The sequence below is a fragment of the Marinobacter sp. DY40_1A1 genome, assembly GCF_016597815.1.
Lineage (GTDB): Bacteria > Pseudomonadota > Gammaproteobacteria > Pseudomonadales > Oleiphilaceae > Marinobacter > Marinobacter xiaoshiensis.
Window position 1 is genome coordinate 670,046 of the sequence record NZ_VCHA01000001.1, and the last position, 25,182, is coordinate 695,227.

Annotated in this window: 19 protein-coding genes; 15 read left to right on the forward strand and 4 right to left on the reverse strand. The window is 53.9% G+C overall.

Annotation, left to right across the window (positions count from 1 at the left end; translation table 11 throughout):
- Position 1 precedes the first annotated feature (1 nt).
- Entirely contained in the window at positions 2-964 is a 963-nt protein-coding gene (locus FFI61_RS03105; RefSeq protein WP_200369221.1) for an AAA family ATPase, read from the reverse strand.
- 130 nt (positions 965-1,094) lie between these two features.
- Here FFI61_RS03105 and FFI61_RS03110 point away from each other — a divergent pair, with 130 nt between their 5' ends.
- The 4 genes from FFI61_RS03110 to FFI61_RS03125 all read left to right on the forward strand — a co-directional run bounded on the left by FFI61_RS03110 (position 1,095) and on the right by FFI61_RS03125 (position 9,177).
- Positions 1,095-5,966: an NAD-glutamate dehydrogenase gene (locus FFI61_RS03110; protein WP_200369222.1), complete on the forward strand. Its 4,872-nt coding sequence runs from the start codon at positions 1,095-1,097 to the stop codon at positions 5,964-5,966.
- A gap of 101 nt (positions 5,967-6,067) precedes the next feature.
- Positions 6,068-6,748, forward strand: coding sequence for a carbonate dehydratase (gene can, locus FFI61_RS03115; protein ID WP_200369223.1), 681 nt, complete (start codon positions 6,068-6,070; stop codon positions 6,746-6,748).
- 30 nt (positions 6,749-6,778) lie between these two features.
- The gene (locus tag FFI61_RS03120; RefSeq protein WP_200369224.1) at positions 6,779-7,843 is read left to right on the forward strand and encodes a class I SAM-dependent methyltransferase; all 1,065 of its coding nucleotides are present in this window, start codon (positions 6,779-6,781) and stop codon (positions 7,841-7,843) included.
- A 191-nt stretch (positions 7,844-8,034) separates the two neighbouring features.
- Complete coding sequence (locus tag FFI61_RS03125; protein ID WP_200369225.1) at positions 8,035-9,177, forward strand: class I SAM-dependent methyltransferase; 1,143 nt, start codon at positions 8,035-8,037, stop codon at positions 9,175-9,177.
- 10 nt (positions 9,178-9,187) lie between these two features.
- On the opposite strand, the gene FFI61_RS03130 is transcribed toward FFI61_RS03125, so the two are convergent.
- A complete protein-coding gene (locus FFI61_RS03130) occupies positions 9,188-9,808 on the reverse strand; it encodes a riboflavin synthase subunit alpha (protein ID WP_200369226.1) in 621 nt (206 codons plus the stop codon).
- Between the two features lie 197 nt (positions 9,809-10,005).
- On the opposite strand from FFI61_RS03130, the gene FFI61_RS03135 reads away from it, so the two are divergent.
- From FFI61_RS03135 to FFI61_RS03155, 5 genes are read left to right on the forward strand one after another with little or no spacing between them, the layout of a single operon-like run.
- Entirely contained in the window at positions 10,006-10,911 is a 906-nt protein-coding gene (locus FFI61_RS03135; protein ID WP_200369227.1) for a hypothetical protein, read from the forward strand.
- 60 nt (positions 10,912-10,971) lie between these two features.
- Complete coding sequence (locus FFI61_RS03140; RefSeq protein ID WP_200369228.1) at positions 10,972-11,649, forward strand: TetR/AcrR family transcriptional regulator; 678 nt, start codon at positions 10,972-10,974, stop codon at positions 11,647-11,649.
- Positions 11,650-11,704: 55 nt separating this feature from the next.
- A complete protein-coding gene (locus FFI61_RS03145) occupies positions 11,705-12,205 on the forward strand; it encodes a L,D-transpeptidase (protein WP_200369229.1) in 501 nt (166 codons plus the stop codon).
- A gap of 33 nt (positions 12,206-12,238) precedes the next feature.
- Positions 12,239-13,519, forward strand: coding sequence for a mechanosensitive ion channel family protein (locus tag FFI61_RS03150; protein ID WP_200369230.1), 1,281 nt, complete (start codon positions 12,239-12,241; stop codon positions 13,517-13,519).
- Positions 13,519-14,301 (forward strand): S-methyl-5'-thioinosine phosphorylase, encoded by a 783-nt coding sequence (locus FFI61_RS03155; protein WP_200369231.1) that lies wholly within the window; start codon positions 13,519-13,521, stop codon positions 14,299-14,301. The genes FFI61_RS03150 and FFI61_RS03155 overlap by 1 nt, the downstream gene beginning before the upstream one ends.
- Here FFI61_RS03155 and FFI61_RS03160 read toward each other — a convergent pair.
- Together FFI61_RS03160 and mfd are read right to left on the reverse strand one after the other, a co-directional pair.
- The gene (locus tag FFI61_RS03160) at positions 14,276-15,040 is read right to left on the reverse strand and encodes a CsiV family protein (RefSeq protein WP_200369232.1); all 765 of its coding nucleotides are present in this window, start codon (positions 15,038-15,040) and stop codon (positions 14,276-14,278) included. The genes FFI61_RS03155 and FFI61_RS03160 overlap by 26 nt on opposite strands.
- Before the next feature lie 44 nt (positions 15,041-15,084).
- The gene (gene mfd, locus FFI61_RS03165; protein WP_200369233.1) at positions 15,085-18,615 is read right to left on the reverse strand and encodes a transcription-repair coupling factor; all 3,531 of its coding nucleotides are present in this window, start codon (positions 18,613-18,615) and stop codon (positions 15,085-15,087) included.
- A gap of 186 nt (positions 18,616-18,801) precedes the next feature.
- Here mfd and FFI61_RS03170 point away from each other — a divergent pair, with 186 nt between their 5' ends.
- The 6 genes from FFI61_RS03170 to nqrE all read left to right on the forward strand — a co-directional run bounded on the left by FFI61_RS03170 (position 18,802) and on the right by nqrE (position 25,167).
- Positions 18,802-20,271: a glyceraldehyde-3-phosphate dehydrogenase gene (locus FFI61_RS03170; protein ID WP_200369234.1), complete on the forward strand. Its 1,470-nt coding sequence runs from the start codon at positions 18,802-18,804 to the stop codon at positions 20,269-20,271.
- A 264-nt stretch (positions 20,272-20,535) separates the two neighbouring features.
- Positions 20,536-21,882 carry a Na(+)-translocating NADH-quinone reductase subunit A gene (locus FFI61_RS03175; protein ID WP_200369235.1) on the forward strand — a complete coding sequence of 449 codons (1,347 nt, stop codon included), beginning with the start codon at positions 20,536-20,538 and terminating at the stop codon, positions 21,880-21,882.
- A gap of 4 nt (positions 21,883-21,886) precedes the next feature.
- A complete protein-coding gene (locus FFI61_RS03180) occupies positions 21,887-23,095 on the forward strand; it encodes an NADH:ubiquinone reductase (Na(+)-transporting) subunit B (RefSeq protein WP_200201106.1) in 1,209 nt (402 codons plus the stop codon).
- A complete protein-coding gene (locus tag FFI61_RS03185) occupies positions 23,088-23,891 on the forward strand; it encodes a Na(+)-translocating NADH-quinone reductase subunit C (RefSeq protein WP_200369236.1) in 804 nt (267 codons plus the stop codon). The genes FFI61_RS03180 and FFI61_RS03185 overlap by 8 nt, the downstream gene beginning before the upstream one ends.
- Before the next feature lie 2 nt (positions 23,892-23,893).
- Positions 23,894-24,559, forward strand: coding sequence for an NADH:ubiquinone reductase (Na(+)-transporting) subunit D (locus tag FFI61_RS03190; RefSeq protein ID WP_200369237.1), 666 nt, complete (start codon positions 23,894-23,896; stop codon positions 24,557-24,559).
- Complete coding sequence (gene nqrE, locus FFI61_RS03195; protein WP_200369238.1) at positions 24,559-25,167, forward strand: NADH:ubiquinone reductase (Na(+)-transporting) subunit E; 609 nt, start codon at positions 24,559-24,561, stop codon at positions 25,165-25,167. The genes FFI61_RS03190 and nqrE overlap by 1 nt, the downstream gene beginning before the upstream one ends.
- Positions 25,168-25,182 lie beyond the last annotated feature (15 nt).

The window sequence follows — 25,182 nt, forward strand, 5'->3', positions numbered from 1 at the left end:
CTCAGGCGCTCACGGGTACGCGGTCTATCAGGCGCTGTATCACTGTGTCTGCCGTTACGCCTTCCGCCTCGGCTTCAAAGGTCAGCAGGATTCGGTGCCGGAGCACATCGAAGGCAACCGCTCGAATATCGTCGGGTGTTACGTAATCCCTGCCGTTGAGCCACGCAATGGCACGGGAGCAGCGGTCGAGTGCAATAGTGCCCCGGGGGCTGGCGCCAAATGCTGTCCAACGGGCCAGTTCCGCGTCCAGAACGCCTGGGTCTCTGGTGGCGAGCACCAAAGCAAGAAGGTACTGCTCAACCGGTTCAGCCATATAGATGTCGGCAACCTCAGCGCGGGCTTCGAAAACCTGGTCTGCGGTCAGTCGAACTTCTGAGGCGGCCTGGCCCTGTTTGTAATCATTTCTGGCCAGATGAAGAATGGCTTGCTCGGCCTGTGCCGACGGGTACCCGATGACCACGTGCATCAAAAAGCGATCAAGCTGGGCCTCTGGCAAGGGGTAAGTGCCTTCCTGCTCGATGGGGTTCTGGGTCGCCATCACCATGAACAGGCGGTCCAGAGGGAAGGTGCGCATGCCCACACTGACCTGGCGCTCGCCCATGGCCTCAAGCAGGGCAGACTGAACTTTTGCCGGTGCCCGGTTGATTTCGTCTGCCAGTACCAGGTTGTGGAAAATTGGCCCGCGCTGGAATTCGAACAACCCGGTTTCTGCCCGGTAAATCTCGCTGCCGGTTACATCTGATGGCAACAAATCCGGGGTGAACTGAATGCGGTGGAAATCTCCCGTGAGATGGTCTGCCAGGGCTTTTATCGCGGTGGTTTTTGCCAGCCCCGGAGCACCCTCTACCAGAAGGTGCCCATCGGCAAGCAATGCAATAAGAAGACGGTCGACCAGCTTTTCCTGGCCTATGATCCTTTTGGCTAACTGTGCCCGTAGTTCACCGAACGTATGCTGTAACGACATAGGAAGTGATTGCTCTCGTGCGTAAGTAGTTGCCGCAGTTTTGGTGTCTGACCGGCAAAAATCAAGGGTTTGACTATGCTTATCTCACGATATCCCTATTACGTTTATTTCACACTATCTGAGGTCGCCCATGAATGCGCTGACAGTGGCAAGCAAAGATCAGTTTTTCGAACTTTTGGCTGAAGAGTTTTCCAGGAAACTTGCCAAAGCCGAAGCCAAGAAAATCAGCGAATTTGTAAAGCAGCATTACGCCCATATTCCTCTGGAAGAACTTCTTGAGCGGCGACTCTCAGACACTTACGGCGCTGCAATGGCCGCTTGGCAGTTTATGCAGAAGCGTGGTGCAGAAGAGGCGCCTGTGGCTGTCTTCAACCCGGATCTGGAAAGTGATGGCTGGCAGTCTACCCATACCGTTGTGTTTATTTTGCACCCGAATATCCCGTTCCTGATTGATTCCCTGCGTATTGCGATTAACCAGCGGGAAATTGCGACTCACTCCATTCAGCACTCCATTCTCAATCTGGAGCGGGACAAATCAGGAAACCTCGAAAACTTGCTGGCGCCCAAGAAAACCGATGCGGGCTCTGCGTATGAAGCGCTTATCGTTCTTGAAATTGCCAGGCACAGCAACCCCAAGGATCTCAAGGACCTGGAGCAGGCACTGAAGGCTGTCCTCCACGAAGTGAGCATTGCCGTTTCGGATTTTCCGGTTGTTACCGAGAAGGTTAACCAGATTATTAAAGAGCTGGATAACACCACCGCAGTGATTAGCAGTGAGCAGAAGGAAGAGGCGCAAGCCTTTCTGAAGTGGCTGATAAGTGATCACTTTACGTTTCTTGGCTACGACGAGTATGACTTTGCCAAGGAAAAGTCAGGCATGGTGGTGCGCAGAGTTGAGAAATCCGAGCTGGGCATACTCCGTGTAAACAACGAGCGGCCGGAGCAGGTTCGTCTTGACGAGTTACCTCAACGCACGCGCCACGAAATGACGCGGGCGGATGATATTATCATTTTCGCAAAATCGGCCCAGCGCTCACGGGTTCACCGCCCCGCCTATCCGGACTATATCGCCGTAAAGAAGTTCAACAAGAAGGGCGAGGTGGTTGGCGAGCGCCGGTTCCTGGGGCTGTACACCTCTCGTGCTTATAACGAGCGGCCAGATGAGATTCCACTGCTCAAGCGCAAGTTTCAGAGCGTGATGAAAGGCTCCGGGTTCCTGAGGGCAGATTACGCCGGTAAGGAGCTTGAGCAGATTCTCACCCTCTATCCTCGGGACGAGCTGTTCCAGATTGCCGAAGATGAACTGCTGCACGTGGCAAAGAACATCCTGTATATACAGGAGCGCCATCGTATTGAGCTGTTTATGCGTGAAGACGTGTACGGCCAGTTTGTTACTTGTCTGGCGTTTTTCCCGCGGGACATTTACAACACTGAACTTCGCCTGAAGGTGGAGCAGGTGCTGCTTGATCAGCTTGGTGCTGAAGACATTGAATTTGTGACGCATTTTTCCGAGTCTGTATTGGCACGTGTGCAGTTCACCATTCGCGTGCCTCAGGTTGAAAACCGCAAATTGCCACTGGCAGAGATCCGGGAAAAGGTCATCGAGTTAGCCCAGTCCTGGCGCGATGGCCTATCCGTGGCTCTCAGTGAAGCCTTTGGGGAAGAAGAAGGTAATGAGCTACATCGCCTGTGGGCGAGTGGTTTCCCCGCAAGTTACACCGAGATGTTCTCGCCGCGCCGTGCCGCTATTGATATTGAGCATATAGCGGCAGCTTCTACCGGTAATGACCTGGCAATGAGCTTTTACCGGGCGCTTGAAGAAGACGAAAGCACCTTGCACTTCAAACTGTTTTATCCTGACCAGCCCTTGCCGCTGTCTGACGTAATGCCCATTTTCGACAACCTGGGCTTCCGTGTTCTGGGTGAGCATCCGTTCGAAGTGACCGATCGGAACAATAAAACCGTATGGATTCACGATTTCACTCTGTATGCCCATGGTGGCAAGGCGGTGGACATTCATCGGATACGGCCCATTTTCGAGGAGCTGTTCCATCGGGTGTGGTATGGAGAGGCAGAGAACGATGCCTTTAACCGTATGCTCATCACGTCGTACATGAGCTGGCGGGAGATTGCCCTGTTGCGCACCTATGCGCGCTACATGCGACAGATCCGTTTTTCCAATAGTCAGACTTTTATTTCCAATACCCTGGTGAATCACGTTGAGCTCACCCGGATTCTGCTGGAATACTTTGAGGTGCGGTTCAATCCGGATCGCTTCCAGAGTGAGGTGAAGTGTCAGGCGGCTCAACAGAAGCTGGAAATAGAATTCAACGCCGGGCTGGAAGAAGTGGATAACCTCAGTGAAGATCGGGTGCTCCGTCTTTACCTCGAACTGATGCAGGCCACGCTTCGTACCAACTACTACCAGCTTGGTGAAGAAGGTCAGCCCAAGCCCTATATCAGTGTGAAGTTTGATCCTTCCGGCATTTCGGACATGCCTCTGCCTGTGCCTGTGTACGAGATATTTGTTTACTCGCCGCGTGTTGAGGGCGTTCACCTGCGTGGTGGCAAGGTTGCCCGCGGCGGTTTGCGTTGGTCAGATCGTTTTGAGGATTACCGTACGGAAGTTCTAGGTCTGGTGAAGGCGCAGCAGGTAAAGAACGCTGTCATTGTGCCAGTGGGCGCCAAAGGCGGCTTTGTTGCCAAGCGCCTGCCGGATTCTTCCGATCGCGAGGCATTCCAGGCCGAAGGCATTGCAGCCTACAAAACGTTTATCCGGGGCTTGCTGGATATTACCGACAACCTGGTTGATGCCAAAATCCAGCCGCCGGAGCGTGTGGTTCGCCACGACTCGGATGATCACTACCTGGTTGTTGCCGCAGATAAAGGCACGGCTACATTCTCTGATATCGCGAATGGCCTGGCGGCGGAATACAACTTCTGGATGGCAGATGCCTTCGCGTCCGGTGGCAGCAATGGTTACGACCACAAGAAAATGGGCATTACGGCGCGGGGCGCCTGGGTGTCTGTTGAGCGTCACTTCCGCGAGCTGGGCATTAACCCTGCAGAAGATGAGTTTACCGCTATTGGTATTGGCGACATGGCCGGAGACGTATTCGGCAACGGCATGTTGAACTCTGAGAAAACCCGGCTGGTGGCCGCGTTTAACCATATTCACATTTTCGTGGATCCGACACCCGATGCAGCCAAGAGCTACAACGAGCGCAAGCGGCTGTTCGAGAAGCCGCGCTCGGCCTGGACGGATTACGACACCAAGCTTATTTCCAAAGGCGGTGGTGTATTTAATCGCAATGCAAAATCCATCGCCATAAGCCCGGAAATCAAGAAACTCCTGGATATCAATTCAGACCGTGTGCCCCCGAATATGCTGATTTCCCACATTCTGAAGGCTCGGGTTGATTTGCTCTGGGTAGGTGGCATCGGCACCTACATCAAGGGCAGCACAGAGTCCCATAGCGATGTTGGTGACAAGGGTAACGATGGCGTGCGCATCAATGGTGGCGATGTGCGCTGCAAGATTATAGGTGAGGGTGGCAACCTGGGTATGACCCAGCTTGGGCGCATTGATTATGCCCTGACGGGCGGGAAGTTGAATACAGACTTTATTGATAACTCTGGCGGGGTCGACTGCTCAGACCACGAAGTTAACATGAAGATCCTGCTCAATCGTGCCGTAGCAATGGGAGATCTTACGTTTAAACAGCGCAACGTCATGCTGGAAGAGATGACAGACGATGTGACCGCGCTGGTTCTAAAGAACAACTACCGGCAAACCCAGGCCATCAGTATTGCCAACGAGGACGCAGCCACGCGCCTTGAGGAATACCGCAGGCTGATGAACACCTTTGAAAGCGAAGGCAAGCTAAACCGGAGTCTGGAGTTCCTGCCTGATGACGACACGCTGTCTGAGCGCAAACTGAAAAATAAAGGGCTGACCCGGCCCGAACTGTCGGTTCTTATTTCCTATGTGAAAGGCGATCTGAAGCAGACGTTGATCGACAGCAGCCTGCCAGATAACCCCTTGCTTGCCCGTGAAATGTACAAGGTTTTTCCCCGGGATATGAACCAGAATTTCTCCAAGGAGTTGGGTGAACACCAACTGCGCCGGGAAATTATTGCCACACAGATTGCCAACGATATGGTCAACCACATGGGCATTACGTTTGTGGAGCGGTTGAACCAATCCACCGGCGCAGACGCCGCATCTATCGCGTTGGCATGGTTGATTACCCGGGATGTTTTCCGGATCGATAACTGGTGGGACAAGATTGAAGCGCTGGATTTTCACATTTCGGCTCAGTTACAGATGAAACTGATGCAGGATCTGATGCGCTTGATGCGCCGCTCCGTGCGCTGGCTGTTGCGGAATCGCCGTGCGGAACTGAGTATTCAGAACCATATGGAGCGTTTCGCCGACAGTGTTTGGGCGATCACGTCTGGCTTGCCTGAATATCTGGGAGAGTATGCCAGCAGCGAGTGGGCAAAGCGTAATGAGGCGCTCGTTAGTGAAGGGGTGCCGGCGGAACTGGCCTCTGTGCTGGCTGGTACCAGTTATCTGTATTCATCCCTTGGTATTATCGAGGCACAGGAAACCACAGGCATGCCGCTTAAAACCGTCGCTAACCTGTACTATGAATTAGGCGACAGGCTTGACCTGAACTGGTTTGCTACCGCTATTGCAAACCTCAAGCCTGGGTCCCACTGGCAGGCACTGGCGAGGGAGAGCTTCCGGGAGGATATGGATTGGCAGCAGCGGGCATTGACCACTGGCGTACTTCGTCTGGCTGGAAAGCCGGAGGAATTGCCTGCATGCGTAGATGCCTGGCTGGAACGGCATGAGTCGCTGATCGAACGCTGGAAATCCATGCTGCAGGAGCTCAAGGGCGTGAGGGAGCCAGAGTACGCCATGTTCTCTGTGGCACTGCGCGAATTGCTGGATCTGGCGCAGAGTACGCTGCATCAATCACAAAGCGAGAGCTAGCTCAAAAAGGCTGCCCGACATGACTCAGATAAACTGAGTGTTGCGTTGGAGCCGTGATTCCCGTTCAATCACGACCGGGAATCACGAAACGGAGCCTGTTAATGGGCCAGCTTGACCATCTTCTTGAAAAAAACCGGGCCTGGGCAGATGCCATCAGAGCCGATGATCCGCAGTTCTTTCATCGCCTCTCGAATCAACAGGCGCCGGAATACCTGTGGATTGGCTGCGCTGACAGCCGGGTGCCGGCCAACCAGATTGTGGATATGCCTCCGGGTGAGCTTTTTGTGCACCGGAACGTTGCTAACGTCGTCGTCCATACCGATTTCAACTGCCTGTCGGTTTTGCAGTTCGCCGTAGAGGTGTTGAAGGTCAAGCATGTGCTTGTGGTTGGACATTATGGCTGCGGCGGCATCAAGACGGCTCTGCGTAATGAAGGCTTTGGTCTCATAGGTAACTGGCTGAGGCATGTGCAGGATATTCGGGATCGTCATCAGTCTGTACTCAGTGCCTGTAGTAACGAGAATGATCAGGCTGATCGGCTGTGCGAACTGAATGTTATTGAGCAGGTTGGGCATGTGTGCCAGAACAGCATTGTTCAGGAAGCCTGGAAGCGCGGCCAACGGCTGAACGTTCACGGCTTCGTGTACGATTTGGCAGACGGCATACTCCGGGATATGGGGTTATCTGTTTCCGGGGCTCAGGACTGGGAACAGATCAAACAGAACAGTCTGGATGAGCTGGTATTGCGCCCTGTGCGCTCGGGTCGTCAGAAAAAAGTCTAGTATTCATCGCAAAACGGCATCATTCGATTCATGCAGAGTATAACTGGCTCCGGCTTACCTAATTCCCATCAGGCATTGCTTAAAAACCAGCATCTGTTATCCGGCCGGCTGGCTTTGTTGGGTATTTCATCGGCACATTTGCTGCCAGCGCTCCCTTGTAGCGGCCTTGCCATGAGCGAGCACGCGGGTGTTTTCCGCGCGCTGGAGCGCCATGATGGCTGGCAGGCTGCCTTTGGTTATGACGATCCGGCGCTGGCTGACAGCAGCTATGACAGCATCGTGGTGTTTTTGCCAAAAGCCCGTGCCGAGTTGGAAATGCGCCTTGCGCTGGCCCGCTCCCTGGCGGCAGACAATGCACGATTGATACTGGTCGGGGAGAAAAAAGAAGGCATAGCGGGTGCCATCAAACAGCTTAAAGCCGTTGCGCCCCGGGCATCAAAGGCAGACAGCGCACGCCATTGTCAGGTCTGGTGTGCAGATTCGATTGAGCCGGTTCCCGGGTTCCGGGTTCAGGACTGGTTGAGCTGGAGCACCGTTGAGTGTTCGGGAATCTCCATTGACGTTGCGGGGTTACCCGGGATATTCAGTCATGATGACCTCGACAAGGGAACACGCATGCTGCTGGAAACTCTGGCAGAACAGCCCATGCAGGCACACAGGCTGCTCGATTTTGCCTGTGGTGCGGGTGTCATTGGAGCATGGATTCAAGCCTGGCAAGCAGCAAAGCAAACCCCTGTTGCCAGTATCGATGGCGTGGACGTCCAATCTCAGGCGGTTATCTGTGCAAGGGAAACCTACCAACGCAACTGCGCCGAGGGCAGCATTGTCGCTTCTGACGGCCTGGCCGGGGTTGACGGCCTCTGGCCCGGAGTTATCAGTAACCCTCCCTTCCACACCGGTGTAAAAACCGACACCTCCATGACAGAACAGTTTCTTCAGGATGTGAAGCGGCAGTTGCAGCCAGGTGGCGAATTACGATTGGTGGCAAACAGTTTTCTGCCCTACGAAGCGTTGATCAAACGATATATAGGCAGAGTTGAGCGCCTGCGCGAAGACGGGCGCTTTACCGTTTACCGTGCTTTCCGGGGCCAATAACGAAAAAAGCCCCTGGGGTGAGGGGCAAAAGGTTCGCTTCCATAAAAAAAGGAGCTAACCGAGAATGAGTTTGAGAAAAGCCCTCGTGATGAAAGCCTTCCTAAAAGTGAACAAAACGAACAATAGGGTTAATTTCTAGAGTAATCAGCCTAAAATGGCTGCTTTACATGAATTCCCTCTGGATGCCTGATATGACAACCGCTGTGCTGGAATTTCCCGGTGGTCGCCTGACCCTCAATCGCCCCGGCACCAATGATCCGAGCCTGCGAGCCTGGAGCTCTGCCGACGAGCTGCTCCTGCAGGAAGCTTTCGAGCATTTGGCAATCGCGCCTGACTCGCGGGTTCTGGTTGTTGATGATCAATACGGCGCCCTGACCCTGGGTCTGTCTCCATTTTCGCCTGATGTAGTTGCTGATAGCGCCCAGCTAGGCTCTGCATTGGCCTTGAATGCCGCTCTGAACCCCGCTTGTGCCGCTCCAGAACGTGTTTTCAGCTGGTTACAGCCGCCTGTTGGTACCTATGACCTGATTCTGCTGAAGATTCCCCGTGAAACCGACTATCTGGATTGGTTGTTGCGTTGGTCCAATGGTGCGCTCAAGCAAGCCGGGGTCATATTGGCGGCCGGGATGATCAAGCATCTTCCGGATCGCAGTGTGGATGTATTTGCCAGAACGGTGAATGTTGAGAAAGTAAGTCGGGCGGTGAAGAAAGCCCGGTTAATTACCTGTAGCCAAGGTGAGGCCAGTCTGGATAATTGGCCTGGAATCTGGAAAGGGTATGACCTGGAAGCGCCTGGCGCCCGCGCTAATGCCATGCCAGCCGTATTCGCCCGGGAGAAGCTGGATATAGGCACTCGGCTGATGTTGCCCCACCTGAAGCCTGCCATCGAATCCTGCCGTCCTTGCGCCCGTGTACTGGATCTGGCCTGCGGAAACGGCGTGCTTGGGCTGAGTGTGTTGGCTATTCGGGCCGATATTGAGATGACATTCAGTGATGTGTCCAGCCAGGCCGTGTTGAGTGCTCGCAGCAATGTAGAGACTGCATATCCTGATGCCAAGGCATCATTCCTGCACGCGGATGGCATTAGCGGCGAGCAGGGGTTATTTGATCGAATCCTGCTGAATCCGCCGTTTCATGAAGGCGGCGTGGTGGGTGACCATATCGCCTTGAGGTTGTTTGAGCAGGCGGCGCAGAATCTGTCTGATACTGGCCGCTTGATCATGGTGGGGAATCGGCACCTGGGTTACCACAAAAGTTTGCGCCGATACTTTTCGCAAGTGCGGCAACTCGATGCCAACCCCAAATTTGTTGTCTTCGAAGCCTGGCGTGGTTGAGCCTAAGGCTTTACCGGGGTGAAGCTGGTCGGTCATAACCCAGGCGCGCCAGCGTATCCACGATGGTTTGTGTCTGGCTGTCGATCTCGATATTGACCGTCATGCCTTCTTCTATGTCACCAAAGGTTGTGGCCCGCAGGGTTTCAGGTATCAGGTGAACGTTGAACCGATTGCCGTCTACCTCGCCAATGGTCAGGCTGGCGCCGTTGATGGCGATATAGCCTTTCGGGAAAATGTAGCGCGCCCATTGAGTCGGAACTTCAAACCATAGGGTTACATTGTTTTCCGGCCGCAGAATCTCAACAACTTTGGCTGTTGTATGTATGTGCCCCGAAAGCAGGTGGCCCCCGATCTCATCCCCGATACGCGCTGCCCGTTCAAAATTAACCGATTGCCCTGGCGCCAGGTTGCCGAGCGTTGTCAGCCTGAGAGTTTCCTGCATGGCATCAAAAAACAGCGTGTTTCCGGTTTGTTTGGTAACTGTGAGACAAGTGCCGTTGATTGCGACAGAGGCACCAATGGTGACCCCTTCTGTGCTGTTATCCGGCAAGCGGATAGCGAAGGTGCTTAGCCCGGTTGCTGCGGTAACGTCTTCCACAACAGCAATACCTTGAACAATACCTGTGAACATAGCAGACCTCATTGGGGAGCAGAGTGCGGCATAGGAGGGGAAGGATAACGACCGAGATTGCTGTTGCCAAGCTTGAGTGTTTTCGCTGAGCGTTTCGCCTGCCAAATGTGCGGCTCAAGATATATCGGGTGCTGTCGATACCCTCTAATAAGACCTGCCGCCAGAGGGAGGCTCTTTAACGAATTGGAAAAATTGCGATGGCTCAGAATCAGACCGCTGCAGAGGTACGAACGGGAACGGCTCAGGGAGCTGTATTAAGACCCGGGCGTGCGGCTGACCCTGTGCCGGATAAGGCTGCGTTAGCTGCAAACCAGAATACTCAGCAAGATAGTGCCAGTGTTTCTAAAAGCGTCAGCCGTGGTGATGCAGGGAGCGGCGTAAAAGAAGAACCAGGAAAGGGTGAAGAGCAGGCAGATAAAGAGCCGGACGTTGGTGCTGAAAGCCCTGAGCAGACCAAGCCCATGTTGGCGGAATCACGCCAGCGAAAGCTAAGATTGATGCTGCGCCAGTGTGATCGCGTGCTGCTGATGGATTTTGAGTTGCTGGCGATGAATGATTGGCCTGACAATTTCAGCGTTGCAACGGCGCGTCGGAGCCGGGATTTGTGGGTTTTCAGTGCGCTGGTGGCTGCAGTTGTGTTTCTCAGCGGGTTGACAGGCATTGTGCCTGCGTGGGTTGCGGGCGGCGGGTTTGGTGCCTTTATTATTATTGTGCTGCTGGGTATTCCGGTGGTTCGTCGCGTTTATACATCTGCGCCTTCCTATCTGGATTTGCTGCTCAAGCGCCAGCGCCTGATGCGGGATGCGCGAAAGCACGCAGAACACCTTGAAGGCAAAGAGGGATTGATCTGGCAGTGTGCCCGCATGGCGGACTATAACCCCGCTCTGAAAAACACCCGATTCAGCAACCTTTTGCGTCTGTCGGAACAGAAAGCGCTACCTCGGGCTCTGTCCCGTCGTGAGCATGTGAGGCTCTACCTGATTTATCTGCTTGAAGCGGAGAAGGCGTATAGCCGGGTTCAGGCTGCATTTTTGGAGGGCAACCAGGAGGCAATAGACGAAGGTTGGCAGGCAGCCGTGGCACAGCCCGAGGACAGAACTTGACATAAATGTGCTTCAAACGTATGTTTCAAACAGACGTTTGCTAGAGGCACTGAAAACAAAATGGCCCAGTCAGATACTGTTGACCGAATTCTGGATGCTGCAGAAGAGCTGTTCGCTGAGCGTGGTTTTTCAGAGACGTCCCTGCGTATGATTACCAGCAAGGCAAAAGTAAACCTTGCCGCTGTTAATTACCACTTTGGCTCAAAAAACGCACTTATACATGCGGTTTTTGGACGCTTTCTTACCCCATTCTCTGCAACGCTTGAAAAGGCATTTGATGAGTTGGAATTGCGTTGCGACGGCAAGCCACCAACCCTGAATCAAACCCTGTGGGTTCTCACAGAAAGTGCCGTACGCATGCCTCAGCGCAATGAAAAGGGTATTTCAATCTTTATGCGTCTGCTTGGGCTGGCCTATACCCAGTCGCAAGGGCATTTGCGCAAATTCCTGGAGCAGGAATACAGTGAGCCCTTCAGCCGTTTCATGCGGCTTCTCAAAGAAGCAACCCCACAGCTTTCTGCTGTAGATCGATACTGGCGTATTCAGTTTATGCTGGGTGCGACGGCCTTTACCATGTCCAGTAGCGATGCGTTACAGGACATCCTGCGTAACAAACTGGGTGTGGACACTACGGTTCAGGAGATTGCTGCGCGCCTGGTGCCCTTCCTTGCCGCCGGCATGCAAGCTCAGGATACCCTGCTGACTCCCCGGGTTGAAAACAAGATCCCGGTTGCCTGAGCTGCACCCTCTCGGTTAGGCTTCCCTCTGAATTCCAGAGGGAGCCAATATCGTTGTGAGCCACCACAACCGCAGTGCCTGTTCGATTGACATCTGCCTGGACGACCAGACGCTTATGCTGCGTGATGAGTGCGGTGTCGCCATTGCCTGTTACCCGGTGTCTACTGCCCTTAATGGTGCGGGCGAGCGGGATGGCAGCGGTTGCACTCCGAGAGGGGAGCACTACATCCGCGCCATGATTGGTGCCGGGCTGCCTCAAGATACAGTATTTCGTGCCCGCCGCCCTACAGGGGAAATCTACAGCGCCGAGCTAGCGGCTGCCAACCCTGGCAGAGACTGGATACTGAGCCGCATTCTCTGGCTTTGTGGCCTGGAGTCAGGCAGGAATCGTGGTGCTGGTGTCGATACCTTTCGCCGCTTTATATACATACATGGCACCCCGGATACAGAGCCAATGGGATTGGCGTTGTCTCATGGCTGTGTCCGTATGCGCAACGCGGATGTCATTGAGCTGTTTGGCTATGCCCACACGGGCATGCCAGTTACTATCCGCTGAACCCGAATTAACAAGATTGATTAGAGGATTCCGATGATCGGAGAAATGATGTCCACGCTTAATGGCTGGATCGCGAACTTTGGTGTCCTGTCTGAGGCATGGCGCGTGAGCATTGTGGTGTTCGCGCTGGTGTTCGGTACGGCTACGATTGCCTATGTTGCCAGCCATATTATTGGAGCACTGGAAAGCAGGTTCTCCAAAACCAACAACATCTGGGATGACGCCCTGTTGCATGCCACCCGTGCACCGGTAGTGGCATTTGTGTGGCTGCAGGGAATCTACTGGGCTGCGGAGGTGGCGCATCACTACTCATCCGCAGAGATATTCAAGGCCAACGGAATCCTGCTGCAGGTCGGCTTCATTTTCATTTTTGTCTGGGCGTTGCTCAGAATGATCAAAGAGCTGGAGAACATCGTTGTCTCTCCGGTAAAAATGAAAAAGCCGATGGATTACACCACGGTTAACGCTATCAGTAAGCTTTCCCGAGCTGTTGTCATTATTACGGCTGTGCTGATCAGCTTGCAGTCTTTGGGTTATAGCCTTTCAGGTGTGCTTGCTTTTGGTGGAGTGGGTGGTATTGCTGTGGGCTTTGCGGCCAAGGATCTGTTGGCAAACTTCTTCGGGGGGTTCATTGTTCATCTCGACAGACCGTTCAAGGTAGGCGACTGGATTCGCTCTCCCGATCGTAAAATCGAGGGCACGGTTGAACACATCGGCTGGAGGGTAACCACTATCCGGACGTTTGATAAGCGCCCCCTGTATGTCCCCAATGCAACTTTTACAACCATCGCAGTAGAAAACCCCTCGCGAATGACCAACCGGCGTATTTCCGAGACCATTGGTATCCGTTATGCCGATGTCAGCCAGATGGCTACCATTGTTTCAGATATCCGCTCAATGCTTGAAAAGCACGAGGATATTGACGGTAAACAAACGTTGATTGTTAATTTTCTGGCGTTTAGCCATTCGTCTCTGGATATCATGGTGTACGCTTTTACCAAAACGACCCAGTGGGTTCGTTTCCACGAAGTCAAGCAAGATGTGCTCCTGAAAATCAGCGACGTAATCGAGAGTCATGGTGGCCAGGTGGCCTTCCCGACTCAAACCATCCATTTTGGTGATGAAGGCAGGCTGCCCGGGCAGAGCAAAGATCGGGATGCGCAATCTGAGAGTGAGGATGCGCGCACTGAAAAAGGCGACGCACAGCGTGTATCCCGCAACCAGGACAGTAGCAGGCGTGATCGCAATCGCCGCCACGATACCCAGGCCGGTGATGTGGGCGAGCAATCCCTTGATGCAGGAGATGGAGACTGATGTCTGACGGTGGTGGAGTAGTCGGTATTATTGGTGGTACAGGCCTGACAACTCTTTCGGGCCTGGAAATCACCGGAACACGCACGCGTGAGACGCCTTGGGGGTCACCTTCATCTGTGCTGACTGATGGGCACCTTGATGGTCAGCCGGTGGTATTTTTATCCAGACACGGTAACCCTCACAGGATACCGCCCCATCAAGTGAACTACCGGGCCAACATAAAGGCACTATACGATGCGGGTGTGCGCACGGTTATCGGCGTAAATGCGGTCGGCGGGATACATCCGGATATGGGGCCTGCCTGCGTGGTCATCCCTGACCAGATTATCGATTACACCTGGGGCAGGGCAGGGACCTTTTTTGAGGGTGATCTGGAGCAGGTAACTCACATCGACTTCACCTGGCCATACGATCAGGAAGCCCGGAATATAATGATGCAAGCGGCAAAGGTGCACGGTGTGCCGTTTGCCGGCTTTGGTGTTTATGGTGCAACCCAGGGCCCAAGGCTGGAAACAGCCGCTGAAATACGGCGCATGGAGCGGGATGGGTGTGATCTGGTTGGAATGACCGGTATGCCTGAAGCCGCGTTGGCTGCTGAGCTGTGCATGCGCTATGTGTGCCTGGGCCTGGTGGTTAACTGGGCTGCCGGGAAGACAGAGCAGATTATTACCATGGCCGAGATTGAAGCGGCCATCGATCAGGGAATGTCTGGCGTCAGACGCATTCTTGAAGTCTCGATGGCCGGCCTCGGTAAGCTTAAGGTGTTGCCTCAATCTTCTTGAAGAACACCAGAACGCCGATGGTGGGGGAATCCAGAAAGTGGATTTCCTCGCTTCGCATCCTGCGGGTTTCGCGTATCCATGTAAGCAGTTCCAGTGGTACTTCAGGCTGAAGCGCCAGGCCTGTGCCTGTCGCAACCGGCATGGCGTCCGTTCCCGCGCCCTCTGGCAAGCTGTTCACGCTTTGGGGCTCGCCGGTGTTGACCGCCTCGGTTGCAGAGGCGGCAATTTTCCCTTGCTGCCAATGATTCAAATGAACCGCAACGTGCAGATAGCGCTGCCGGTCGATGGTAATATGCCCTTCAATTGCTCTCTGGCCGGCCTGTTCCAGCCAGTCTCCTATCTCAACACGCAACGGTTGGCCTTTGTAGTCTGGCGGGAACGCTTCATACCAGCCTGCTGACATGAGCACGCGATAATGCCCGCTTCTTTCTAGCCGGTTTGCTGCATTTCCCAAGTGCAATTCGTTGCGGTTAACGAGTTTCAGGGAGGAAGTGGTGGCACCGCCAGAGCCCACACTGTAAAGAGTTTCAGTGGTTTCCACCGGTGCATCTACTTTGCGTGTTGCCATGTGCTCATTTACTGCACCTGGTTCGATGATGCGTTCCAGAATCACAAACTCGGCCCGGTAATAGTCGTTGGGCGTTTGCTGGGCATGGCTTGCCAGTGAAATGGCTGCCAGAACGGCCGTCAGTAGTGTGTGTGCCCAAAGCCGGCACAAGCGGTTACCATCAGTCTGCAAGAGAATGCTCCAGTTTTGTTCAAGCCTGTGTATCCAGGCAATAATCAGGCGGTCGCCGCGTTTTTTGCGGGCAGTAGTTCGCCCAACATTGCGGAAATGCCGTCGAGTTTACCACTGGTTGAGGTGTCCTTCAGCCGAAAACGGAAGCTGTTGGCACCTTCAAGGCGATAGGCGTCCGGCGCGGATTGCATTTTCTTAATCAGCACAAGCGGGTCTACGGGGGTAGAGTTGCCAAACTCAAGGCGAGCCCACTCCTTGCCAGCGTCTACCTTCACTATGCCCAGCGCTTCGGCCTGGAGCCGTAGCTCGGTTTGTCGTATCAGGTTTTTTGCCGGTTCCGGTAATAATCCGAAGCGATCAATCATCTCAACCTGAAGTTCTTTTAATCCATCGCGGTCTTTCACGCTGGCAATGCGCTTGTAGAGCATGAGCCGGTTATGAACATCAGGCAAATAATCTTCCGGAATCAGTGCGGGTATGCGCAGGTTCATCTCCGTGCCGTGGCTCAAGGGCAGTTCGGCATTGGGTGTGCGGCCTTCCCGAATAGCTTTCACGGCTTCGTCCAGCAGCTGCATATACAATGTGAAGCCAATGCTCTCTATTTGACCGCTCTGCTCATCGCCCAGCAACTCGCCCGCACCGCGAATCTCCAGGTCGTGAGTTGCCAGCATAAAGCCGGCGCCAAGATCCTGAGCTTCGGAAATGGCTTCCAGTCGCTTTTTGGCATCCGCACTTATAGCTTTTGGTGGCGGGGTCAGCAGGTAAGCGTAGGCCTGGTGGTGAGAGCGGCCAACCCGGCCACGGAGCTGGTGCAGCTGTGCCAGGCCGAATTTATCTGCCCGCTCAATAATAATGGTGTTGGCGCTGGGAATGTCGATGCCGGTCTCGATAATGGTGGTGCACACCAGCACGTTGAAGCGCTTGTGGTAAAAATCCGACATGATGTTTTCGAGTTGTCTCTCTCGCATCTGGCCATGGGCAACACCCACTCGGGCCTCCGGGACCAGGCGCCGTAAATCCTCGGCGGTTTTTTCAATGCTGGACACATCGTTGTGCAGAACATAAACCTGGCCACCCCGGAGAACTTCGCGCAGGATCGCCTCCTTAACCATGGCGTCGTCGCGCTGGCGCACAAAGGTTTTCACTGACAGGCGCCGTGCGGGCGGGGTGGCAATGATAGACAGGTCACGCAAGTGCCCCATGGCCATGTTAAGGGTTCTGGGAATGGGTGTTGCTGTAAGGTTCAGCATGTCCACTTCGGCGCGAAGCGCTTTTAGCTTTTCTTTCTGCCCTACGCCGAAGCGGTGCTCTTCATCAATAATCACCAGCCCAAGATTCTTGAACTTGATGTCGCCCTGAAGCAGTTTGTGGGTGCCTATGACAATATCGGCCTTTCCATTCTCAATGGCTTCCATGGCTTTGTTGGTTTGGGTTGCGCTGCGGAAACGGCTCAGCAATTCAACAGTGACCGGGGTGTCGGAGAAGCGGTCGCGGAATGAATCATAGTGCTGTTGGGCCAGCAGGGTTGTGGGTACCAGCACCGCCACCTGCTTTCCAGACCAGGTGGCCATGAAAGCCGCGCGCATGGCGACTTCGGTTTTGCCGAAGCCGACATCTCCACACACCAGTCTGTCCATGGGCTTTTCATTGGTCATGTCTTCGAAGACAGCTTCGATGGCCATCTGCTGATCCGGTGTTTCCTCAAAAGGGAAGCCGGCTGCAAACGCGCGGTAGGCTTCTTTCGGATCTTCAAAGGCGAAGCCTTTACGGGCTTCGCGCCGAGCGTATACATCCAGAAGCTCTGCTGCCGTGTCACGGATTTTTTCGAGGGCTTTCTGTTTGGCTGTGCTCCAGCGCTCAGTGCCCAGTTTGTGCAGTGGGGCATGCTCTGCATCTGCTCCAGCGTAGCGGGATATCAGGTGCAGGCTGGATACTGGTACATAAAGCTTTGAGCCGCCAGCGTATTCGAGCATCAGAAATTCGCTGGCTTCCCCTTCAACTGTAATGGTTTCAAGGCCAAGGTAGCGGCCAACGCCGTGATCAATGTGTACAACCGGAGCGCCGGTGCGTAGTTCCGACAGGTCACGGTAGCCGTCGTCATTCGCTTCTGTCGGTTTGTCCCGGCGGCGACGTTGTAGTACTCGTTCGCCGAACAGGGCCGTTTCGGTGATCAGCGCAAGATGCTGCTCAGGCAGTACCAGTCCTTGTTCCATCGGAGCGACGGTGATGCCCAGGGTGGATTTCTTATCGGCCAGGAAGTCCTGCCAGCTTTCAAAGGCTTGCAGTCGCAGTTGGTGCTCTCCCAGGTTATCTATCAAGGCTTCGCGTCGCCCGGATGATTCGGCGCAAATCAACACTCGCCCGGCAAAGTCCTTGATGAAACGCTTCAGGCGGCCGGCAGGGTCTGCCGCTCGCGCATTCATGGCGATTTCCGGTAGCGCTTCGCTGTGGCAATTGACGGCGCCACTGCCTTCCGCCACTTCCGGGGTCATGGTTACCCGCGGGAAGGCTTTGAGGTGGCCAAACAGTTCATCAGTCAGCAAAAACAGCTTGCCAGGCGGAAGGATCGGGCGATGCCTGTCGTGCCGGCGCTCCTCGTAGCGATTGCGGGTTTCCGAATCAAAGTGACTAACCGCTTCGTTCAGCCCTTCAGCAGTAAACACCTGTGTGGTGGTCGGCAGGTAATCGAACAGGGTGGCTGTTTGGTCGAAAAACAGCGGCAAATAGTATTCGATGCCCGGCGGTGTGATGCCGTTGCTCACGTCCTGGTAAACGGGGGACTCTTTGTCTGCATTCGGGAACTGCTCGAACCAGCGGCCACGGAATGCAGAGCGGGCTTCTTTGTGCCATGGGAACTCATAGGCAGGCAGAAGCTCGATGCGTTCAATCCGGTCAATGGAACGCTGGGTTTCCGGGTCGAACGTGCGGAGGGTTTCGACTTCGTTATCGAACAGGTCGATCCGGTAGGGCAGGTTGGAGCCCATGGGGAATATATCTAGAATCGAGCCGCGAACCGCGTACTCACCATGTTCGTAAACGTTTTCGGCATGCCGATAGCCCGCAGTAGCCAGTTGGAGGCGCCAGTTGTCCAGATCCAGGGACTGTCCGGTTTCCAGTAACAGTGTGTTGCCCTGCAGGTAGCTGACAGGTGGCAGTCGGTGCATCAGAGTTCGGGCAGGCACCACAATAAGCCCGTGCTGCGTGCTTGGCAGGCGGTGCAGGGTGCGAATACGCCGTGACGTTATATCCTGATGCGGTGAAAACAGATCGTAGGGCAGGGTTTCCCAATCAGGCAGAGACAGCAACTCCAGGCCGTCCTCTGTCACCGTGGCGCCGTCTTCCTCCGGTGGCAAACCCAGAAAGAAACGCATGGATTGCTCCAGCCGGATAGCTTCGGCCGTGCTGCGGGTGATGACCAGGGTAAGCCCTTTGTGTGCCCTGGCGCTCTCACAGATAGCAAGAGCGCTGCTGCTGCCATGCAACTGTCCCCAGGTGCGATGATCGGCCGGTTTTTCAGGAAAAGACGGCGCAATCAGTGTTTGCGGCGAAGCGGAAGTCGGGGCACCTTGATTCATGGGCAGTCGTGTTCTCCTGCTGTGGGGGTTGGGGAGCCGGTGAGGCGGCTATTCTAACGCCGCTAGATGCCAGTGTCATGGCGGTAAGTCTAAGAGGTTCGTGCCAGTTCGTATTTGCCGTTAGCCTGTTTAAGTTGGATAATGCCCGACCTGAATTATTCCACGTGTGAAACAGGGGTCCCTACCGTGAGCCACGAACAGACGAACCAGTGCCTATCCAACTGGATGGACAGAGAATCCAAGGCGGAAGCTATGATTCCGCTGATCGGTCGCCTTTACCGCAAGAACAACGTTGTTACCTCGGTATATGGTCGCGCCATTATCAACCAGTCAGTTATTGATATTATCCGCGCCCACAGATATGTGCGTCAGGTAGAAAATAACGAGCTATCTGTAAACGATACCTTGCCCATCCTGCAGATTATGGATCAGATGGAACTTGGGCGTGCGCACGTTGATATTGGCAAGCTGGCTGTAAAGTTTAAAGAGCAGGGCGGTGATCTGGCCGAATTTTTGCAAAATGAAATTGGATCAGTGGCTGGTCAGTATTCTGCGCAATCGGAAGAAGACGCCAGTAATGGCACCAAAGATGTTGTGCTATACGGCTTTGGCCGTATCGGTCGCCTGCTTGCCCGCATTCTGATTGAAAAGGCAGGTGGCGGTAATAACCTTCGTTTGCGTGCCATTGTGGTCCGTCAAGGCGGTGCCGAGAACGATCTTGAAAAGCGTGCCAGCCTTCTGCGTCGTGATTCCGTCCATGGTCCCTTCAATGGCACCATTCGCGTTGATGCAGAGCAGTCTGCACTGATTGCCAACGGCAACTTCATCAAAGTTATCTACTCAAACGGTCCAGATCAGGTGGATTACACCCAGCATGGCATCAATAACGCCATTGTTGTGGATAACACTGGTATTTGGCGTGATGAAGAAGGTCTTGGTTTGCACCTGAAGTCCAAGGGCGTTAGCCGCGTAATTCTGACGGCGCCGGGCAAAGGCGACATCAAGAATATCGTTTATGGCATCAACAACGACTGGATCACTGACGACGACAAGATCCTGTCGGCAGCCTCTTGTACCACTAATGCCATCACGCCAGTACTGAAGGCGATTTACGACGAATACGGCATTGAAGATGGTCACGTTGAGACTGTTCACTCCTACACCAACGACCAGAACCTGATTGATAACTACCATAAAGGCAGCCGCCGTGGCCGCAGTGCTGCACTGAACATGGTAATTACCGAGACAGGCGCTGCAAAAGCGGTTTCCAAGGCTCTTCCTGAGCTGAAAGGCAAGCTCACCGGTAACGCGATTCGTGTTCCTACCCCGAACGTATCCATGGCAATTTTGAACCTCAATCTCAAGAAAGAGGTTGATGTGGAAACGGTAAACGACTATCTGCGTGAGATGGCTTTGCACTCAGAGCTGCAGAAGCAAATCGATTTCGTGAACTCGCCGGAAGTTGTATCGACCGACTTTGTTGGCTCGCGGCATGCCGGTATTGTTGATGCCCAGGCCACGATTGCCGGGGGTAAGCGCTTGATTCTGTACGTTTGGTACGATAACGAGTTTGGTTATAGTGCTCAGGTAATCCGCGTGGTTAATCAGATGGCGGGTATTAACTACCCCATCTTTCCGAAACGCTCACGCGACTGATGGAAGGCGTCTGAGTTGGCGTTGACAGTTCCACGAGCCCGGTGTCGAAAGTCGCCGGGTTTTTTTTGTTAACGATGGCGGGTTGCTGTGGGTTTACAATCCCGTACAAACCCGTTCTCGTTTCAGGTGGAAATAGCTTGCCTTAAACTCTATAATTGGCGCGAATTTGGGTATGTCTGGCTCCCTGTTTCTCAACTTGTTCTGGGCCGCTGGTGTCAGGCAATACGAATCCACAAAATAGTTTCTGATGATTGGATGAGGCTAATGATTAAGATCAAAAAAGGCCTGGATCTTCCCATCAGCGGCGCTCCCGAACAGACCATTACAGACGGTAAGCCAATTCGCCATGTGGCGTTAATTGGTTTCGACTACATCGGCATGAAGCCGACGATGGCTGTTAAAGAAGGAGATCGTGTCAAGCGCGGTACGCTGCTGTTCACGGACAAGAAGACCGAAGGCGTTCGTTATACATCACCTGCTGCTGGTGTGGTGAAAGAACTCAATCGCGGTGAGCGACGGGTATTCCAGTCAATTGTCATCGAGATTGATGGCGATGAGGCTGAGACCTTTGCCAGCTACAAAGCTGCGGACCTTGCGGGTCTTGAGCGTCAGCAGGTGGTCGACAATCTGGTTGAGTCCGGCTTGTGGGCGGCCCTGAAAACGCGCCCTTACAGCAAGGTGCCAGCAATCGATTCCGCACCTCACTCTATTTTTGTCTCCGTTATGGACACCAACCCGTTGGCTGCAGATCCCACGGTGGTGATCGCCGAGAATGCAGCGGCCTTCGAAAACGGCCTGACCATTCTGAGCCGCCTGACTTCGGGCAAAGTGTTTGTCACTGGCCGGCCTGGCTCCAATGTTTCTGTTCCCAAATCAGATCAGATCGACGTTCAACAGTTTGATGGCATACACCCAGCTGGCAATGTTGGTACCCATATTCATCACCTTGATCCGGTTTCTGCCACCAAGACGGTCTGGGCAGTTAACTACCAGGACGTGATCGATATCGGCCTCTTGTTCACCACCGGTGAGCTGAATGTTAGCCGCGTCGTTGCTCTTGGCGGCCCCAAGGCATTGAAGCCGCGTTTGGTGCGTACTCGTATTGGCGCAAGCCTTGCGGAACTTGTTGATGGCGAAACACCTACCGGTTGTGAAGTCCGCGCGATTTCCGGCTCTGTATTTGGCGGACGTCGTGGAGACGGCCCTGTTGCCTATCTTGGCCGCTTCGCAAACCAGGTATCCCTGCTCGAGGAAGGCCGCAAGCGGCATTTCCTTGGCTGGTTGACCCCGGGCGCCAACAAGTTCTCGGTTCTTAACATCTACCTGTCCAAGTTTCTGGGTGGCAAGAAGTTTGACTTCACAACCACTACTAACGGTAGTGAGCGTGCCATGGTTCCAGTGGGTTCCTACGAGAGGGTGATGCCCCTGGATATTTTGCCGACTCAGTTGTTGCGTGCACTGATTGTAGGCGATACGGAAATGGCTCAGAAGCTCGGCGCTCTGGAGTTGGAAGAAGAAGATCTGGCGCTGTGCACCTTTGTGTGCCCGGGTAAATATGAATACGGTCCGATTCTCCGCGAGAATCTGACCCGAATCGAAATCGAGGGCTAACACAATGTCTATCAGACAGTTTCTCGATGGAATCGAGCATCACTTTGAACAGGGTGGCAAGTACGAGCGCTGGTATGCTCTATACGAAGCAGCCGATACTATTTTCTATACGCCCAGCTCAGTAACGGGTACAACCTCACACGTGCGCGATGGTGTAGACCTGAAGCGCATAATGATCACCGTTTGGTTGTGCGCCTTCCCGGCAATGTTCTTCGGCATGTGGAATATTGGTTTCCAGGCCAACAACTTCCTGGCTTCCAATCCTGATGCGCTGATCGCCGACGGCGGATTGCGCACTGCCTTTATCCAGGCTCTTGCGGTAACCGGAGCGGGTGCCGGCATTTGGGATAACTTCGTATATGGAATGGCCTACTTCATTCCGGTTTACGCGGTGACCTTTATCGTTGGTGGTTTCTGGGAAGTGCTGTTTGCTACCGTGCGTCGTCACGAAGTAAACGAAGGCTTCTTTGTAACCTCTATCCTGTTTGCACTGATCTGCCCGCCCTCGATTCCTCTTTGGCAGGTAGCCTTGGGTATTACCTTCGGTGTTGTGATTGGTAAGGAAGTGTTTGGCGGTACTGGCAAAAACTTCCTCAACCCGGCACTGACCGGTCGTGCCTTCCTGTACTTTGCCTATCCTGCGCAAATCTCTGGCGACACCGTGTGGACGGCTGTTGATGGTTTCAGTGGCGCAACTGCACTGAGCTGGGCTGCAAGTGGTGGCCTGGAAGCGCTGGAAGCAAACATTGGCTGGATGAATGCCTTTGTTGGCAACATTCAGGGCTCAATGGGTGAAACGTCTACCATCGCCGTGATGATTGGTGGTTTGGCACTTGTCGCGATGCGCATTGCAAGCTACCGAATTGTTGGTGGTGTGTTGATTGGCATGATCGGCACAGCTGTTCTCATGAACGTTATCGGCTCCGAAACCAACCCCATGTTCTCGGTTCCAGCTCACTGGCACCTTGTAATGGGTGGCTTTGCCTTCGGCATGATGTTTATGGCAACCGACCCTGTTTCAGCCGCCATGACCAACACCGGCCGCTGGTGCTTCGGTATTCTGGTAGGTGTGATGACCATTCTGATTCGGGTTGTTAACCCGGCGTTCCCGGAAGGCATTATGCTGGCGATACTGTTCGCCAACCTTTTCGCGCCGCTGATGGATCACTATGTGGTTCAGGCAAACGTTAAACGGAGGCTCGCTCGTGGCTAAGCCTAAAGAAACTGTCTCCAGAACGCTGCTTGTCGCTCTGGTACTGAGTATCGTGTTCTCCGTAGTGGTATCAACCGCTGCGGTAATGCTTCGCCCAGCCCAGATCAAGAACCAGAATCTGGACATCAAGACCAATATTCTGGCGGCGGCGGGTATGCTACCAAGTGGAGCAAGCGCCGATGAAATCGAAAGCGTTTTCTCCCAGTTTGATGTGCGCCTGGTCGATCTGGATACCGGTGATTATGTAGAGCCGTCTTTCGTGGATGTAAATGATCCAATGAAATACGACATGTACAAAGCCGCCTCAGACCCAAAGATGTCAACCAAGATTCCGTCGTCTGAAGACAAGGCTGGTATCAAGCGTCGCCCTAACATTGCCAAGGTATACACCTTGAGCGAAAACGGGGAAATGAAGCGAGTGGTATTGCCGATTCACGGCTATGGCCTCTGGTCTACACTGTATGGCTTTGTGTCTCTTGAAGGCGATCTGAACACTATTGAAGGCCTTGGCTTCTACGCCCATGCAGAAACACCTGGTTTGGGCGGTGAAGTGGATAACCCGCGCTGGAAATCCCAGTGGGTTGGCAAAGAGCTTTACGGTGAGGATAAAACCGAGCCCCAGATCCGCCTGATGAAGGGTGGCGTAAGCGCCAACGCAGCCGATAAAGAGCACAAGGTTGATGCGCTTTCCGGTGCAACACTGACCAGTCGCGGCGTTGAGCACTTGGTCAATTACTGGATGGGTGACCGGGGTTACGCACCGTTCCTCAAGAAACTTCGTGAAGGGGAGGCCTGATCATGTCTGAAATGACCGCCAAACAGGTTCTTTTCGAACCGATATTCAGTAACAACCCCATCGGGCTGCAGATCCTTGGTATCTGTTCTGCACTTGCCGTAACTACCAGCATGAACGTAACCATTGTTATGTGCCTGTCGGTTATTGCTGTTACCGCATTTTCCAACCTGGCTGTATCGCTGGTGCGTACACAGATACCGGGCAGCATCCGGATCATCGTGCAGATGACCATTATTGCTTCTCTGGTTATCGTGGTTGATCAGATCCTGAAGGCCTATGCCTATGAAATCAGCAAGCAATTATCGGTATTCGTTGGACTGATCATTACCAACTGTATCGTTATGGGTCGTGCCGAAGGCTTCGCCATGAAAAATGGCCCCTGGTTGAGTTTTCTCGACGGTGTCGGTAACGGCATGGGCTACTCGATCATGCTGCTGTTCGTGGCATTTTTCCGTGAATTGCTGGGTGCCGGGTCGCTCTTTGGCGTAACCCTGCTGACACCGGTTAACGAAGGCGGCTGGTATATCACCAACGGCCTGCTTCTGTTGCCGCCAAGTGCCTTCTTTATCATTGGCCTGGCTATCTGGGGGTTGCGTACCTGGATGCCGGAGCAAGTTGAAGAAGAGGACTACAAAATGTCCCGCCACACCCATAAGGAGGCCTTCTGATGGAACACTATATCAGTCTGCTCCTCAAAGCCGTTTTCATTGAGAACATGGCACTCGCGTTCTTCCTGGGCATGTGTACGTTCCTTGCCATTTCCAAGAAGATTGAAGCGGCGACAGGACTTGGTATTGCTGTGGTGGTGGTTCTCACCCTGACAGTTCCAGCTAACAACCTGATCTACAACAACATCCTGCGTGAGGGCGCGTTGTCCTGGGCTGGCTTGCCTGATGTGGATCTGAGCTTCCTTGGATTGATCACCTACATCGGTGTTATCGCGGCCATCGTTCAGATCATGGAAATGATTCTGGATAAATACATCCCGGCACTTTACTCCGCATTGGGCGTGTTCCTGCCGTTGATTACGGTGAACTGCGCCATCATGGGTGCTGCACTGTTCATGGTAGAGCGTGATTATACGTTCAGCGAAAGTGTGGTTTATGGCTTTGGTGCGGGTGTGGGCTGGGCTTTGGCCATCGTTGCTCTGGCAGGTATCCGTGAAAAGCTGAAGTACAGCGACGTTCCAGACGGGCTCCGTGGCCTGGGCATCACCTTCATTACTGTTGGTTTGATGTCCCTTGGCTTTATGTCCTTCTCAGGGATTTCCCTGTAATTCACCCGGTGATTC

Excerpts from the sequence above, each read along its gene's own strand:
- FFI61_RS03105 (WP_200369221.1), bottom strand. The coding sequence starts at position 964 with ATGTCGTTACAGCATACGTTCGGTGAACTACGGGCACAGTTAGCCAAA.
- FFI61_RS03110 (WP_200369222.1), top strand. The coding sequence starts at position 1,095 with ATGAATGCGCTGACAGTGGCAAGCAAAGATCAGTTTTTCGAACTTTTG.
- can (WP_200369223.1), top strand. The coding sequence starts at position 6,068 with ATGGGCCAGCTTGACCATCTTCTTGAAAAAAACCGGGCCTGGGCAGAT.
- FFI61_RS03120 (WP_200369224.1), top strand. The coding sequence starts at position 6,779 with ATGCAGAGTATAACTGGCTCCGGCTTACCTAATTCCCATCAGGCATTG.
- FFI61_RS03125 (WP_200369225.1), top strand. The coding sequence starts at position 8,035 with ATGACAACCGCTGTGCTGGAATTTCCCGGTGGTCGCCTGACCCTCAAT.
- FFI61_RS03130 (WP_200369226.1), bottom strand. The coding sequence starts at position 9,808 with ATGTTCACAGGTATTGTTCAAGGTATTGCTGTTGTGGAAGACGTTACC.
- FFI61_RS03135 (WP_200369227.1), top strand. The coding sequence starts at position 10,006 with ATGGCTCAGAATCAGACCGCTGCAGAGGTACGAACGGGAACGGCTCAG.
- FFI61_RS03140 (WP_200369228.1), top strand. The coding sequence starts at position 10,972 with ATGGCCCAGTCAGATACTGTTGACCGAATTCTGGATGCTGCAGAAGAG.
- FFI61_RS03150 (WP_200369230.1), top strand. The coding sequence starts at position 12,239 with ATGATCGGAGAAATGATGTCCACGCTTAATGGCTGGATCGCGAACTTT.
- FFI61_RS03155 (WP_200369231.1), top strand. The coding sequence starts at position 13,519 with ATGTCTGACGGTGGTGGAGTAGTCGGTATTATTGGTGGTACAGGCCTG.
- mfd (WP_200369233.1), bottom strand. The coding sequence starts at position 18,615 with ATGAATCAAGGTGCCCCGACTTCCGCTTCGCCGCAAACACTGATTGCG.
- FFI61_RS03175 (WP_200369235.1), top strand. The coding sequence starts at position 20,536 with ATGATTAAGATCAAAAAAGGCCTGGATCTTCCCATCAGCGGCGCTCCC.
- FFI61_RS03180 (WP_200201106.1), top strand. The coding sequence starts at position 21,887 with ATGTCTATCAGACAGTTTCTCGATGGAATCGAGCATCACTTTGAACAG.
- FFI61_RS03190 (WP_200369237.1), top strand. The coding sequence starts at position 23,894 with ATGTCTGAAATGACCGCCAAACAGGTTCTTTTCGAACCGATATTCAGT.
- nqrE (WP_200369238.1), top strand. The coding sequence starts at position 24,559 with ATGGAACACTATATCAGTCTGCTCCTCAAAGCCGTTTTCATTGAGAAC.